Raw genomic sequence first — 13,850 nt, 5'->3', positions numbered from 1 at the left:
CAAGAAATGTGGCCGGGGCGAGGCAGGCTAACCCCGGCTAAAGGGAAGTGCGAATCAACGCGGCCAGAGATGCTGAATCAACAGCTGCACGTTGCGGTTGCCGCGAAACTCATTGACGTCGAGTTTGTAAGCCAGTTCGACCTCACGCACACTGCTGTCTGGCCACAGCGTGGTATCCACGTTGAAGGCGATACCGTCAAGCAGCGGTCCGCCACCGAGCGGCTCGACCATCAGCTTCAGGTGTTTTTCACCCACCAGCCGCTGTTGCAAAATGCGAAACTTGCCGTCAAAGGTCGGCTCGGGGAAAGCCTGCCCCCAGGGACCGCCCTCACGCAACAGCTCGGCGGTTTCCAGCGAAAGCTCTTGCAAAGCCAGCTCACCGTCAGACCAGATAACCCCTTCCAGCATCGCCGGATCGAGCCATTCTCCGACCAGATCGCCAAAGCGTTGGCGGAACTCGTCGAATTTGGCCTCTTCCAACGACAGTCCGGCCGCCATGGCGTGGCCACCGAACTTCATCATTAGCCCAGGATTGAGCGTATCCAGCCGTTCCAGCGCATCGCGCATGTGCAGACCGGCTATCGAACGGCCGGAGCCTTTCAAAATGCCCTCGCCCGCCGGCGCGAACGCGATCACCGGGCGATGGAAGCGTTCCTTGATGCGTGAAGCCAAAATCCCCACCACGCCCTGATGCCATTCCGGATGGTACATCGCCAGCCCGTAGGGCAAGGTGGTGCTGCTGCGTTCCAGTTGGTCGCACAGCTGCAAGGCTTCAACCTGCATGCCTTGCTCAATCTCGCGCCGCGTCAGGTTGAGCGCATCCAGATCGTTAGCCAGCATACGTGCCTGCGCAATATCGTCGCTCAGCAGCAGCGCCACGCCAATCGACATATCGTCCAGCCGCCCGGCAGCATTGAGGCGTGGGCCCAATGCAAAACCAAGATCGTTGGCCGCCAGCTGACGCGCGTCGCGGTTAGCCACTTCCAGCAGCGCACGAATGCCCGGTCTGCACTTGCCGGCGCGAATACGGTTCAGGCCCTGATACACCAAAATGCGGTTGTTGGCGTCGAGCGGTACCACGTCGGCAACCGTACCTAGCGCCACCAGATCCAACAGTTCGGCAAGATTTGGCATCGCCAGCGCCCGTTGTTCAAACCAGCCGCTGTCCCGCAGCCGGGCACGCAGCGCCAGCATCAGGTAGAAAGCCACCCCGACGCCGGCCAGGGATTTGGACGGAAACTCGCAGCCGCGCAGGTTCGGGTTGACGATCGCCTCCGCTGCCGGCAGGGTTTCTCCCGGCAGGTGGTGGTCGGTCACCAGCACCTGTATGCCTTTAGCGTGCGCCACATCGACGCCCGCGTGAGAAGAGATGCCGTTATCCACGGTCAGGATCAGCTCGGCACCGCGCGTCGCCGCTTGCTCCACCACTTCGGGGCTCAGGCCGTAGCCGTCCTCAAAGCGATTGGGCACCAGATAGTCGACGGCACTGCCACCCATACTGCGCAGCGCCAGCACCGTCAGGGCGGTACTGGTGGCGCCATCGGCGTCGAAATCCCCCACCACCATGATGCGACGATGATCGGCCAATGCCTGTTGCAGGATCCCCACGGCGGTATCAATGCCGTCCAGCTGCTGCCAGGGCAGCATGCCTTTGACGCTGCGCTCCAGCTCCTGCTCCGCCTTCACACCGCGCAGCGCGTATAAACGGCGCAGCAGCGGATGCAGGCTGGCAGGCAAATGGCTGCCGTCCGCCGTTTCACGGCGGCGAAGTTGTGTTTTGATGCTCACCGGCGATTAACCACCGGTTTTAGTTGCGGTCTGATGTGCGTCCAGCATGGCGGCCATCTCTTTCGGTCCCTGATAACCCGGGATCATCATGCCGTTTTCCAAAATGATCGCCGGGGTACCCTGAATGCCGAACTGCACGCCGAGCGCGTAGTGTTTGCTGATGTCGGTTTTACAGGTTGCCGGGGACACTGCGTCGCCTTTCATTGCCTGGTCGAAAGCTTTGGCTTTATCAGCGGTACACCAGATGGACTGCATGTCTTTTTCGGCCTGGGAATTCAACCCCTGACGCGGGAACGCCAGATAGCGGACGGTAATGCCCAGATCGTTATACTCTTTCATCTGCTCGTGCAGCTTGTGGCAATAGCCGCAGGTGATATCGGTAAACACGGTGATCACGTGCTTTTGCTTCGGCGCTTTATAAACGATCATCTGATCTTTCAGCGCTTCCAATTTGCCGGTCAGCAGTTGATTGGTGACGTTGACCGGCTCTTTGCCACTGACGTCGTACAGCGGGCCTTGCAGAATGTGTTTGCCGTCTTCGCTCACGTACAGAACGCCGTTATCGGTCAGCACGGTTTTCAGGCCGTTCACCGGTGAAGGCTGCACATCCGCCTGCTGAATGCCCAGGCTGCCAAGCGCTTTTTGAATTGCCGCATCGTCGGCATGGGCCGCGCCGGTTACAGAAGCCACCAGCAGAGAGAGCAGCATTAAACCTTTCTTCATTCTTCCAATCCTTTTGAACCCGGCGTGTCAGGCACGCGGGTGGTGCTGTTGATGTAGCTGTTTAAGTCTTTCGGTCGCTACATGCGTATAAATTTGCGTGGTCGAGAGATCGCTATGTCCCAGCAACATCTGTACGACACGAAGATCCGCCCCATGGTTCAGCAAATGGGTGGCAAATGCGTGACGCAACACGTGCGGCGACAGCCTCTCGCTGTCTATACCCGCTAGGATCGCATAGTGTTTGATACGATGCCAGAACGTCTGTCGGGTCATTTGCTGGCAACGATTGCTGGGAAACAACACGTCCAGCGCCTGGCCGTTGACCATCCACGGGCGGCCGTGTTCCAGATAATTTTCGATCCAGTACACCGCCTCTTCACCCAGCGGCACCAGCCGTTCCTTGTTGCCTTTGCCTATCACCCGCACCACGCCCTGGCGCAGACTGACGTCGCTGATGGTCAACCCGACCAGTTCGGAGACCCGCAACCCGGTGGCGTACAACACTTCCAGCATCGCCTTATCACGCAGTTCCAGGGGCTGATCGACACAGGGAGCCTGCAGCAACGCATCGACCTGCGCTTCGCTGAGATCTTTCGGCAGCCGCTGCGGCAGCTTAGGTGAGGCAAGCAGCGCGGTGGGATCGTCGGTGCGCATATTTTCACGGTACAAATATTGGAACAGGCGGCGCATCGCGCTCAGCAAACGCGCGGAGCTGGTAGCTTTGTAGCCGCCCTCCACCCGTTCGGCGAGAAACGCCTGCAGATCCAGCGCCTGCGCCTTTACCAGCGAAATGTTTTGTTGGTTCAGCCAGGCGACCAGCGCCTGCAGATCCAGCCGGTAAGAGGCCAGCGTATTCTCTGCCAGATTGCGTTCGAGCCACAGCGCATCCAGGAATTGCTCAATCAACGCATGATCTTGCTGTTGCACGCGGTCCTCTCTTTGTTACGTTTATGCCACAGGCATTATGCCTTAAACCGGTACAAATCGGGTATACTCGACGCAATTCTACCTACGGCAATATAAACGGTTTACACATGAAGATTGGTCTGTTTTACGGCTCCAGCACCTGCTACACCGAGATGGCGGCAGAAAAAATCCGTGAGATTCTGGGTGAAGACCTGGTCGACCTGCACAACCTGAAAGACGTCTCTCCCAAGCTGATGGAAGAGTACTCCATCCTGATCCTCGGCATCCCCACCTGGGACTTCGGTGAACTGCAGGAAGACTGGGAAGCAATTTGGCCGCAGTTGACCACGCTGGATTTGAAAGGGAAAATCGTTGCCATGTATGGCATGGGCGATCAACTCGGTTATGGCGAATGGTTCCTCGATGCACTCGGCATGCTGCACGATCATATCGCCCCGCTCGGCGTGCAGTTTATCGGCTTCTGGCCCATCGACGGCTTCGAGTTCACCAGCCCTAAACCGCTGAGCGCCGACGGCAAACACTTTGTCGGCCTGGCGCTGGATGATGTGAACCAATACGACATGAGTGAAGACCGCATGCAGCAGTGGTGCGAACAGATCCTATTGGAAATGGAACCCCTGCTGTAATGCCTTTGGGCGCGGTTGCCGCGCCCAATTGCTTGCCTATTTCCACAACCGGAAGCGGTTTTCCTCTTCTCCTGCTGGCGTCTCGCCGCTCAAACGTGCCGGGTCGGCCACCTGATACCAGTCCAGCTTGCGCGTCAACAGCATAATCCCCGCCAAAATCGCAAACAGCAGCCCCGCGCCCAGCACCAATGCGTTATCTTCCGACTGCAGCAGCAGGTACAGCACGCCATACAGCATCAGCAGGCTGGCGGCGAACAGCGTACCGCGTAACCGGCCGCGCAGAACCGCACTGAGATAAAAGGCTATCAGTCCACTGCAGGCGAGACTGGCCAGCAGATAGGCAGTGGCGAAACCGAAATGCTCAGAGAACGCCAGCAGGATCAGGTAGAACAGCACCAGCGCCGCACCGACCAACAGATATTGAATCGGATGCACCCGCAGCCCGGTCAGGGTTTCGAACAGGAAGAACGCCATAAACGTCAGGCCGATAAACAGCACTGCGTATTTCACCGCGCGTTCGGTCAGTTGATAGTGATCTACCGGCTCGATCAGGCTGGTGCTAAAAGCCGGCAGTTTGTCTTCGTCGAGGATCCCGTCATCGTAGTGAAAAGCACTGTTGATATTGTTAGCGAACCAGGTGCTGCGCCAGCGGGCGCTAAATCCTTTCTCCGTTACTTTGCGCTCGTCCGGCAAGAAGTTGCCGAGGAAGTTCGGATGCGGCCAGTTGCTCTGCAGCGTCAATTCGCTGCTGCGCCCAAGCGGCACCAATGACAGGCTGCTGGTTCCCGCCAGCGTAAGGGTGAAATCGGCATCCAATCCGGATTTCTGCAGCGAAGCCAATGTTAGCGGAGCATGGATCCCCTGCGGCAACACGTTTACCTGAGTGCCCGGTTCGAAGGTCGTCTGCGACTGCGCGCTGATAAGCGGCGAGATGCTCTTGATACCACGTGAATCACTCAACGAGACCAACAGGAAAGGTTGGCCAATCACGACATTGCTGCGTTGCAGGTCACTCAAATCCGGCTGACCGAATTTCACCTGAAACTTCAGCGGCCCTTGGTACACCTGCGTTTGGTAAATCCCCAGCTTGCGCACTTCCACGTTCGGCTTGCCGTTCACCTGCAGGTTTTCCGGCAGCAGATAGCGATGATGTCTGACCATTTGCACCACTTTCTGCCCCTTATCGTCGGTCTTCTCTTCCCTTTCGGTGAAAGGAATGACAATCAACGGCCCCAAAATACGCTGTGCGCGGCTGGTGCTTTCACTTACCTGCCCCACCACGCTCTGGCGGTAGCCGCTGCGCTCTTCAATCACATTCATTAACTGCGTCACCGGGATAATCATCAAAATCATCAATCCCAGCAGGGTGGCTATTTTCCAAAACAGTACCGATTTCATCATCGCTGCGCGCTCCTTGTAGGTAATGGCGCCACGATAATGGCCTTCGGTGAAAGCAGGATGTGGTTATGTGAAGGGAAAGTGAAGTCAGAGAGATAAGGTGAAAATAGCCGCCACGCCGTGCGGTTGACGATTGTGCAACCGGATAGATCCCCGGTGCAAACGCGCCACTTCCTGTACAAAGCTCAGGCCCAGGCCGCTGCTTTTCGGCTTGTCGGCCCGTGCCAGCGAATAGAAACGCTCGAACACTTTGTCCAACGCGTAATCCGGGATACCGCTGCCGTCGTCGCTGACGGTGATCCGGTAATGGCCTTCATCGCGTTCGCCACGCACGCTGATCGTGCCGCCCGCGGGGGTGAAATCCAGCGCATTGTCGAGCAAATTGGTTAATGCCTGGCCGATCAGTAACCCATCGCCGGTCAGGGTGATCTCTTCTAGAGCGTCTACCTGCAATAAAATACCGCGCCGTACCGCCTGCGCTTCCTTGCCGGCTACCGCCTGACGCACCAACGCCGCCATCGCGATCGGCGCCGGTTCCAGCCCGGGGCGGCTTTCCAGCCGCGCCTGAACCAGCAGCTTGTCCACCAGTTGCTGGATGCGCGTACTCTGTTGTTCGATATTGGTCAGAAAGCGCTGAGCGGTAGCTGGGGGTGGGAACTCCTGCAACAGCTCCGCTGCGCCGCGGATCGCCGCCAAGGGGCTTTTTAACTCGTGGGTCAGAGTGTGCACATACTGTTCGATGTAGGCTTTGCCCTCCAGCTTCACCCGCATGCTTTCGAGCGCCTGCGCCAGTTGCGTCAGCTCATGGCCGCCCATTTTTGGCAGCGGCACGCTTTCACCTTGCGCGACGCCGTCGGCGTAACGCACCAATCGACCAATCGACCGGTTAATCCACCAGACAAAACCCAGACCAATCAGCAATGCAATGCCCAGCAGCAGTGCCCCTGCCCAAAGAATGCGGCGTTCGCTGCGTTTGATCACCGGCGCCATGGTGCTGTTGGGTTTTCCGACGCTAAGCACGCCGATTATCTTGCCTTGCTCCAGCACCGGCGCGGCGACATACATCACCGAGCTGTTTTCATCCTGTGGATCACTTCGCGTACTGCGGGCGCCGTACTGGCCGCGCAGCGTCAGATACACGTCATTCCAGCGAGAATAATCCTGACCCAGTGCCCTGCCGCTAGAGTCAAAAATGACCTTACCCTGCCGATCGGTAAGATAGACATGATATTCACTGCGATCTTTGCGAATACCGGCAATATTGGCGCCAATGGGCCGTTGATTGAGTTGGGCGAATGCCTGCGCCAACTGGCCGTGTGCGACGTCGGTACGCTGCATGTCCAGACGCGCGATTTGCGCCAGCAGGTTGGCGGTATCCACCAGCGTGCCTTCGGTTGCGCGCCGCACGCCAGGCTTCACTTCCTGCACGAAAATGCTCAGCACGAAATAGCCCGCGACCGCCACAATCAGGAAATACCCCAGCAGCAGGCGCAGGCCTATTCTCATGGTTGGCGGCTCACGCTATAGCCCAAGCCACGATGCGTATGAATGGGCGGTTCGCCCGGATCGATCTGACGTAGCTTGGCGCGCAAGGTTTTGATATGGGTGTCGACAGTGCGGTCCAGGCTCTCTTCCGCCTGGGCCCAAACGCTGTCCATCAGCTGTTGACGGGAAAATACCCGGCCGGGCGCCAGCAGTAAGGTTTTTAACAGCAGGAATTCATAGCGGGTCAGCGGTAACGGCTGCTGATGGTAATAAATGGTCGCCGCCGGTTCATCCAGCCCAAAGGGGCCGAAGCTATACAGCGTGGGCTGCTGCAAGCGCTGTTGTTTTTGCAAACGACGTAAAATGGTACGAACGCGGGCGCTGACCTCTCGCGGGGAAAAAGGCTTGGCGACGTAGTCGTCGGCACCGATTTCCAGCCCGATCAGGCGATCGAGCTCGTCGCTGCGAGCCGTAAGAAAAAGAATGGGCAAATCCGCCGCCTGCGACAGCAGACGGCGACACAGTTCAAAACCGTTGATATCCGGCAAGCCGACATCGAGGATAGCCAACGCGGGCGCCCCTTGCGCCAATGCTTGCAAGGCCGGTTCGCCACGTTCGAACCAGCGCACCTGAAAGCCTTCGCTCTCGAGGGTATAAATCAGCGTATCGGCAATGCTGGGTTCATCCTCCACCAGCCACAGCGTCGGCTTCATCAGGGTTCCTCATCATCACTGGCCGGCGGATACAACAGCTGTTGGCGCAAATGTCGCCATTCGGCCTTGGCCATGCTGTCGGAGGCCAACCATAAGCGACGACGCTTTTTCCCCTGCATCGGTTGCAACGTCAGCAGAATACCGAAGCGCAGCATCCAGGGTTGCTTGACCAACTGCCATTCCTGGCCTTGCCAGCCCACACGCTGGTTCTCCAGCAGGCGTAACTCCCCCTGACGCGACGCAATGCGTTTTTGGCTACGTATGCATTCAAACACCACCAGCGTCAGCAACACCAGCCAGATTGGCCCGTAGCCTTCCGGCCAGGGTGAAATCAGGATCAGCAGGATCAGAACGCCATGCGTCAACAGCGAAAGTAACTGGGTGCGCCAGGAAATACGAACATCACATCGCCACTGGGCCACGGTCTTTATTTCGCGTCTGGATCAGTGTCACCATTCTCTGCAGTTCACTGTCCTGCGGAGCGCCATGATTCATCAGCCAGTTGAACAAATCGGGATCGTCACTCTCAAGCAGGCGGATAAACAGCGCTTTGTCTGTGTCATTCAACCGATCGTACTCATATTCGAAGAACGGCATGATCGAGATGTCCAGCTCACGCATGCCACGGCGACAAGCCCAGTGAATACGTGCTTTGTTATTAATATCCATGTTGTTATGACTAACCTCTTTTCAGCGTGGCAACGCCATCGCAGGGTTCAACCGACACACTGTATGGCAACACCGGCGCGATATAATTCCATCAGCCAAAGATCTGTCTGCAAGGGTAACCTTTGGCCGCAAGCCTATAGAGTAACAATTTGACATACTCGCCGGGAAGGACGTTCTCTGCCTAAAACGTAATTAAGCGCTAAATGTCAAAAAAAGCGCTGCTGCAGCGACAAGCGTGAATAACAGTTTGCAAAGCCCGCCGCCTCTTTTACCATGGGGCCAACACACCTTCAGGTAAGCTAACGTTAAGCAGGATCTTACTATGGCGTATAAAATTCCATTTCCACCCCGTCAGCCTTCCGCCTCTTCCCATCTGCCCCTGACCTTAATCTCGCTGGAAGATTGGGCACTGGTGACGCTGAACGGGCCCGACACGGTAAAATACCTTCAGGGCCAGGTGACCGCTGACATCGAAGCGCTGGCGGCGGACCAGCACGTGCTGTGCGGCCACTGCGACGCCAAAGGCAAAATGTGGAGCAACCTGCGTCTGTTCCACCGTGGCGAAGGCTTTGCCTATCTGGAACGCCGCAGCGTGCTGGACAGCCAACTGGCTGAAATCAAAAAATATGCGGTGTTTTCCAAACTCACCATCGCCGCCGATAACGAAGCGGTGCTGCTGGGCGTAGCCGGTTTTCAGGCGCGTGCGGCGCTGACGGGTATTTTCAACAGCCTGCCGGACGCGGAACATCCGGTGGTGCAGGACGGTGAAACCACCCTGCTGCACTTCACTTTACCGGCGGAACGTTTTCTGTTGGTTACCACCGCAGCGGTAGCCGAACAACTGGTCGCCAGGCTGCACGAACAGGCGGAACTCAACGACAGCCAACAGTGGCTGACGCTGGATATCGAAGCCGGTTATCCGGTCATTGACGCCGCCAATAGCGGGCAATTGATCCCACAGGCCACCAATCTACAGGCACTGGAAGGCATCAGCTTTAGCAAAGGTTGCTACACCGGTCAGGAAATGGTGGCGCGCGCCAAATTCCGCGGCGCCAACAAGCGGGCGCTGTACTGGCTGGAAGGCAAAGCCGGACGGGTGCCGCAGCCGGCCGAGGATCTGGAACTGCAGTTGGGTGAAAACTGGCGCCGTACCGGCACGGTGTTGAGCGCCGCCAAACTTGCCGACGGCACGCTGTGGGTACAGGTGGTGTTGAATAACGATCTGGAAGCCGACAGCAAGCTACGCGTGCGCGATGATGCCACCAGCGAATTGGCGATCAGACCGCTGCCGTATTCACTGGAAGCCTAGAGTACCTCCCGGCTTTATCTGGGGGCGCAGCCTGTTGCGCCCCTGCTGACATATCCGTTACTCGTCTAACTCCCCATCGCGTTGCACCAGGTAAATCAGCACCAGAATAATGGTGACAAAGAACCGAAAGGCGTCCGGCACTCCGTTCCATTGTTTCGACATCCACATGCCGAACCATTCGCCCCCCACCGACATAAACCCCACCTGCCAGGTCAGAAAACCGAGCGTCAGACCCACCACCGCCAGTTTTTTCTTTCTGTTGAACGCCACGGCGGGCAGTTTCAGACCACACAGCAGGCGCACACCGCCCACCCAGCAGAGCAGTGCCGTTAGGCTTTCCAAGAAAATAATGCCGATGTAACCGGCATGATGCAGCCAGGGAGACTGTATGGAACGGTAGGTGATGGTGGCATCTGGGAAAATGGTGTCCATCATAAAGACATGACGCACAAAGGCGAAGTTGGAACCGTAATCCGTAATATTGCCGAAAGCCACCAGGGTGGCAAATAGCGCAATCGCGCACACCAGCAGCGCTTTGGATAAGCGAATAATCATATTGATGAGTCCTGAAAGATTAACGTAAACACCGAAGGTGCAAAGTCGGGCTCAGGAATAAACAGAAAAATGGGCTTGCTGGATACCCGAAAGAAACAAGCGCCTCTTTTTTAACTTAAAAGAAACGCTTAATCAACATGATACTAACGCTGCAGGGGTGCACGTCAGACGTAAAGATAAATCGCCATAAAGTGGCACAGACTGCCGCCGAGCACGAAGCCATGCCAGATGGCGTGTCCAAAGCGGAATCGCTTCGAGGCGTAGAAAATCACCCCCAGGGTGTAAACCACGCCGCCGACCGCCAGCAGCGTCACGCCGCCTAAGGCCAGACGCGTCGCCAACTGATAGATCACGATCAGCGACAGCCAGCCCATGGTCAGATAGGTCACCAGCGACAGTGCTTCAAAACGGTGGGCGAACGCCAGTTTGAACAGCACACCCAGCAGCGCCAGGCCCCAGATAACCGCCATCAACCCTTTGGCCAAGGGTGAGTTCAACCCCACCAACAGAAACGGCGTGTAGGTACCGGCAATCAAAAGGTAAATGGCGCAGTGGTCAAACTTTTTCAGCCAATGCTTGGCCTTTTGATGGGGGATCGCATGGTACAGCGTGGAGGCCAGGAACAGCAGGATCATGCTGCCGCCATAAAGACTGTAGCTGGTAATGGCCGTGACATCGGCACCGCTGTCGACCGCCTGCACCAGTAGCAATACCAGGCCGACAATGCCAAAAACCAACCCGATACCGTGGCTGATGCTGTTGGCTATCTCCTCCGCCCACGGATAGGCCGCAGCGGCGATTTTTTCAGTCCCGGCTTTCACTACGCCCGTTTTTCCCATAAAGCACAACCCCTCAAAACGCTCAACATTGTTCGAAATTACCGCAAAGCAGCTTAACTGAGAATAATTTCAGTGTACACGTGTACGCTAAAATAAAACTGTGTACGCGTGTAACCATCGAAATCCCCCGCTCACTGGTCTACAATCGATCCGCTTCAACCCATCTACCTTGAGGTTTACACCATGTCATCCGCTGTACCCGCGTTAGATTTCGGCTCCATGACCCAGGTCATCCAGTTCCTGATGGAAATCGACAAGTTGAAAAGCGTGCAACGCCGCACCAAGGTGCTGGGCACCCAACGCCAGGAAAACTCAGCCGAACACAGTTGGCACTTTGCCGTAGGCGCCATGAGTCTGGCTCCTTACGCCGGTAAAGACGTAGATATTCAGCGGGTGATCCAAATGGCTCTGCTGCATGACATCGTTGAGATCGATGCCGGCGACGTGCTGGTATACGATCTGGCGGCACGTGCAGCGATCCACGATCAAGAGGTTGCCGCGGCACGGCGCCTGTTTGGTATGCTGCCGGACGCTCAACGCGAGTATTTCACCGCTTTATGGCAGGAATATGAAGATGGCGAGAGCGCTGACGCACGCTTTGCGCTGGTGCTGGACCGCACCATGCCGATGCTGATGAACCTGCATAATGAAGGCCAAAGCTGGGTCGAAAACGGCATCAGCCTGGAACAGGTGTTGTCACGCAATACGATGATTGAAGAAGTTTACCCTGAGCTGTGGAAACACCTGCTGCACCACCTGCAGGACGCCCAGCGCAAGGGCTGGTTGAAGTAACTCGATGCAGGCCGGGTGCATCCCTCACCCGGCCCCACCTTCACAGCGGCTTGTGCGCCGTTTCCTTTGCGGCAATCACCGCCCACAACGTGATCAGCAACGCCACCACCACGTAGGCCGAGATCGCCAGCGTGCTGTCGTAGGACTTGAACAGCGAAGCGATAATCAGCGGCGCAAACCCACCGCCGATAATACCCGCCAGCGTATAGGCCAATGACGAACCGGCGTAGCGCACCCTTGTCGGAAACTGTTCGGTGATAAATGCCGCCTGCGGGCCGTACATCGCCGCATGGATCAATAAACCGACCACCACCGCCAGGCAGATCAGCACCGGCTGGCTGCTGTCGAGCAGCACGAAGAACACAAACGCCCATACCATCGCCGCCAGCGCTCCGCCGATATACACCGGCCTGCGGCCAAAACGGTCCGACAGTGCGCCAAACATGGGGACGGTAATCGCGTTGCCGATCGCCCCCAGCATGGTGGCAGTCAGCGCCAGCGGGCGCGGCAGGTTCAGCACCGTGGTGACGTAGGTCAGCGTGAAGACCACCACCAGCGCATAGAGCACGTCGGAGCCGATACGTGAACCGCCGGCAATCAACAGCGGACGCCGATGTTGGGTGAAGACCTCACGGATTGGCGCATGCGTAACGTCCTTCGAAGCTTCCAGTTTCAGAAACGCCGGCGTTTCCCCTACCCCACGGCGCAACCACAGGCCAAACACCACCAGCACCAGGCTCAGCAGGAAGGGGATACGCCAGCCCCACTGTTGGAAATCTTCTGCCGACATCGCCACCGTCACCAGCGTGATCAGGCCGGTGCCAATCAGCGTGCCGCAGGAAGGACCGACCTGAGCAAAGGAGGCATTGCGCCCCCGCTGGTGCGGTTTGCCGTGCTCCATCGACAGCAGTACCGCACCGGCCCATTCGCCTCCCAACGCAATCCCCTGAATAAAGCGCAGCGTCACCAACAGCAGCGGGCTCCAGATGCCCCAACTGGCGTAACCGGGCAACAGCCCCATCAGCGCAGTAGTCACGCCCATGATCACCAGCGTCGTCACCAGCACAAAGCGCCGTCCCAGCACGTCGCCGAGATGACCGAACACGATGCCGCCAATCGGCCTTGAAACGTAACCGACCGCATAGGTGGAAAACGCCAGAATGGTACCCACCAGCGGGTCGAAAGACGGGAAAAATACGTGATTGAAAATCAGCGCCGCCATGATGTTGTAAACGGTGAAATCGTACCATTCCAACGCGGTGCCGATAGAGCTGGCGGCTGCCAGCCTGCCGGTTTTCGGTGGGTGAGCGGCAGAGTCGTCAGCGGACAGGTTCAAGGTCGGCGTTTCGGTGGTTGAAGTGCTCATGATGACAGCTCCTGAGTGGTCAGTTGCCAGCCAAGGGCATAATGCAGGGCTTCGGCAGCGGGGATTTTCAGTTGGCGGCAGGCCAGTTCACTCAGCCGCTGGCCAGCCTCGGCGCTGCTGCTTTCGATCAGCAGCATCGGCAACAGATGGCGATTCTCACGCGACTCTTTCGGCAACGGCGAACTGAGCTCTGCGTCCGGCGACAGCAGGCTACTGCGCACAAAGCCTGGTTGCTCGGCCAGCAGAGCCCCCAAATGGCTGATGCTGGCTTTCAATACCCCCGGTTGCGCCGGTGCGAGGTTAACGATAGCCAGGTAACTGCCGCAGCCCTGACCGGTCACCGCCTCCACCGCACACACCCGGCGCATCGGGTCACGCATTTTATCGAGGCTCGCCACCGACCAGGGCGTTTGCTGGGTAAACGCAGCGCGGTAGGCCGCTGAGGTAAAACTGGCCAGTGATTCGGTTTTGTACAGGCCAAGATATTTACGCCCGCCGTGCAGCGCCTGATAACGGGTGCCCGACAAAAAACCAGGCACCCGTACTCGCTCTTCCACGTGCTCGCGGTCGTACCACTGATTGAAATCCGCCTCATCCTGCGTGGCGATATCTGTTGCGACAAACAGCATTCCGTTCGGGGAACCGGTCATGGGGACTCTC

General features: G+C 57.6%; 15 protein-coding genes. 3 read left to right on the top strand and 12 right to left on the bottom strand.

Going from position 1 to position 13,850, the window contains the following annotated elements; translation table 11 throughout:
• Positions 1 to 54: 54 nt before the first annotated feature.
• Genes recJ through xerD form a run of 3 tightly spaced genes read right to left on the bottom strand, consistent with a single transcriptional unit; the run spans position 55 to position 3,438 of the window.
• Entirely contained in the window at positions 55 to 1,788 is a 1,734-nt protein-coding gene (gene recJ / locus M2407_RS15590) for a single-stranded-DNA-specific exonuclease RecJ (protein WP_259218555.1), read from the bottom strand.
• A 6-nt stretch (positions 1,789 to 1,794) separates the two neighbouring features.
• Positions 1,795 to 2,511, bottom strand: coding sequence for a bifunctional protein-disulfide isomerase/oxidoreductase DsbC (dsbC, locus tag M2407_RS15585; RefSeq protein ID WP_020828469.1), 717 nt, complete (start codon positions 2,509 to 2,511; stop codon positions 1,795 to 1,797).
• Between the two features lie 27 nt (positions 2,512 to 2,538).
• Positions 2,539 to 3,438 (bottom strand): site-specific tyrosine recombinase XerD, encoded by a 900-nt coding sequence (gene xerD, locus M2407_RS15580; RefSeq protein ID WP_020828470.1) that lies wholly within the window; start codon positions 3,436 to 3,438, stop codon positions 2,539 to 2,541.
• A gap of 107 nt (positions 3,439 to 3,545) precedes the next feature.
• Between xerD and fldB the strand changes: the two genes are divergently transcribed.
• Positions 3,546 to 4,064: a flavodoxin FldB gene (gene fldB, locus M2407_RS15575; protein WP_020828471.1), complete on the top strand. Its 519-nt coding sequence runs from the start codon at positions 3,546 to 3,548 to the stop codon at positions 4,062 to 4,064.
• Positions 4,065 to 4,100: 36 nt separating this feature from the next.
• Here the strand turns inward: fldB and creD are convergent, their stop codons facing one another.
• From creD to sdhE, 5 genes are all read right to left on the bottom strand, one after another.
• The gene (creD, locus tag M2407_RS15570) at positions 4,101 to 5,465 is read right to left on the bottom strand and encodes a cell envelope integrity protein CreD (protein WP_259218554.1); all 1,365 of its coding nucleotides are present in this window, start codon (positions 5,463 to 5,465) and stop codon (positions 4,101 to 4,103) included.
• Positions 5,466 to 5,549: 84 nt separating this feature from the next.
• Positions 5,550 to 6,968 (bottom strand): two-component system sensor histidine kinase CreC, encoded by a 1,419-nt coding sequence (gene creC, locus M2407_RS15565; RefSeq protein WP_046372715.1) that lies wholly within the window; start codon positions 6,966 to 6,968, stop codon positions 5,550 to 5,552.
• Positions 6,965 to 7,660, bottom strand: a complete 696-nt coding sequence (creB, locus tag M2407_RS15560; RefSeq protein WP_129984121.1) for a two-component system response regulator CreB — start codon at positions 7,658 to 7,660, stop codon at positions 6,965 to 6,967. Before creB ends, creC begins: the two co-directional genes overlap by 4 nt.
• The gene (locus tag M2407_RS15555; protein ID WP_020828475.1) at positions 7,660 to 8,082 is read right to left on the bottom strand and encodes a protein YgfX; all 423 of its coding nucleotides are present in this window, start codon (positions 8,080 to 8,082) and stop codon (positions 7,660 to 7,662) included. The genes creB and M2407_RS15555 overlap by 1 nt, the downstream gene beginning before the upstream one ends.
• Positions 8,063 to 8,329, bottom strand: coding sequence for an FAD assembly factor SdhE (sdhE, locus tag M2407_RS15550; protein WP_020828476.1), 267 nt, complete (start codon positions 8,327 to 8,329; stop codon positions 8,063 to 8,065). The genes M2407_RS15555 and sdhE overlap by 20 nt, the downstream gene beginning before the upstream one ends.
• 322 nt (positions 8,330 to 8,651) lie before the next feature.
• On the opposite strand from sdhE, the gene ygfZ reads away from it, so the two are divergent.
• Positions 8,652 to 9,638: a tRNA-modifying protein YgfZ gene (gene ygfZ, locus M2407_RS15545; RefSeq protein WP_201896034.1), complete on the top strand. Its 987-nt coding sequence runs from the start codon at positions 8,652 to 8,654 to the stop codon at positions 9,636 to 9,638.
• A gap of 57 nt (positions 9,639 to 9,695) precedes the next feature.
• Here ygfZ and M2407_RS15540 read toward each other — a convergent pair whose 3' ends face one another.
• Positions 9,696 to 10,193, bottom strand: a complete 498-nt coding sequence (locus M2407_RS15540) for a DUF2165 family protein (protein WP_020828478.1) — start codon at positions 10,191 to 10,193, stop codon at positions 9,696 to 9,698.
• A gap of 164 nt (positions 10,194 to 10,357) precedes the next feature.
• A complete protein-coding gene (gene trhA / locus M2407_RS15535; protein ID WP_020828479.1) occupies positions 10,358 to 11,032 on the bottom strand; it encodes a PAQR family membrane homeostasis protein TrhA in 675 nt (224 codons plus the stop codon).
• A gap of 183 nt (positions 11,033 to 11,215) precedes the next feature.
• Here trhA and M2407_RS15530 point away from each other — a divergent pair, with 183 nt between their 5' ends.
• Positions 11,216 to 11,824, top strand: a complete 609-nt coding sequence (locus tag M2407_RS15530; RefSeq protein WP_048760837.1) for an HD family hydrolase — start codon at positions 11,216 to 11,218, stop codon at positions 11,822 to 11,824.
• Positions 11,825 to 11,864: 40 nt separating this feature from the next.
• Here the strand turns inward: M2407_RS15530 and M2407_RS15525 are convergent, their stop codons facing one another.
• Positions 11,865 to 13,190, bottom strand: coding sequence for an MFS transporter (locus tag M2407_RS15525; protein ID WP_046372712.1), 1,326 nt, complete (start codon positions 13,188 to 13,190; stop codon positions 11,865 to 11,867).
• Complete coding sequence (locus M2407_RS15520; protein WP_128865161.1) at positions 13,187 to 13,840, bottom strand: DUF4286 family protein; 654 nt, start codon at positions 13,838 to 13,840, stop codon at positions 13,187 to 13,189. The genes M2407_RS15525 and M2407_RS15520 overlap by 4 nt, the downstream gene beginning before the upstream one ends.
• Positions 13,841 to 13,850 lie beyond the last annotated feature (10 nt).

The organism is Serratia sp. BIGb0234, assembly GCF_024809915.1.
GTDB lineage: Bacteria > Pseudomonadota > Gammaproteobacteria > Enterobacterales > Enterobacteriaceae > Serratia > Serratia liquefaciens.
The sequence above is the reverse complement of the archived record's forward strand: the minus strand, read 5'-3'. Positions and strand labels throughout refer to the sequence as shown.

Coding starts and splice junctions, on each gene's coding strand:
- trhA (WP_020828479.1), bottom strand. CDS start 11,032: ATGGGAAAAACGGGCGTAGTGAAAGCCGGGACTGAAAAAATCGCCGCT.
- fldB (WP_020828471.1), top strand. CDS start 3,546: ATGAAGATTGGTCTGTTTTACGGCTCCAGCACCTGCTACACCGAGATG.
- M2407_RS15530 (WP_048760837.1), top strand. CDS start 11,216: ATGTCATCCGCTGTACCCGCGTTAGATTTCGGCTCCATGACCCAGGTC.
- sdhE (WP_020828476.1), bottom strand. CDS start 8,329: ATGGATATTAATAACAAAGCACGTATTCACTGGGCTTGTCGCCGTGGC.
- creC (WP_046372715.1), bottom strand. CDS start 6,968: ATGAGAATAGGCCTGCGCCTGCTGCTGGGGTATTTCCTGATTGTGGCG.
- M2407_RS15540 (WP_020828478.1), bottom strand. CDS start 10,193: ATGATTATTCGCTTATCCAAAGCGCTGCTGGTGTGCGCGATTGCGCTA.
- creB (WP_129984121.1), bottom strand. CDS start 7,660: ATGAAGCCGACGCTGTGGCTGGTGGAGGATGAACCCAGCATTGCCGAT.
- creD (WP_259218554.1), bottom strand. CDS start 5,465: ATGATGAAATCGGTACTGTTTTGGAAAATAGCCACCCTGCTGGGATTG.
- M2407_RS15520 (WP_128865161.1), bottom strand. CDS start 13,840: ATGACCGGTTCCCCGAACGGAATGCTGTTTGTCGCAACAGATATCGCC.
- M2407_RS15525 (WP_046372712.1), bottom strand. CDS start 13,190: ATGAGCACTTCAACCACCGAAACGCCGACCTTGAACCTGTCCGCTGAC.
- dsbC (WP_020828469.1), bottom strand. CDS start 2,511: ATGAAGAAAGGTTTAATGCTGCTCTCTCTGCTGGTGGCTTCTGTAACC.
- ygfZ (WP_201896034.1), top strand. CDS start 8,652: ATGGCGTATAAAATTCCATTTCCACCCCGTCAGCCTTCCGCCTCTTCC.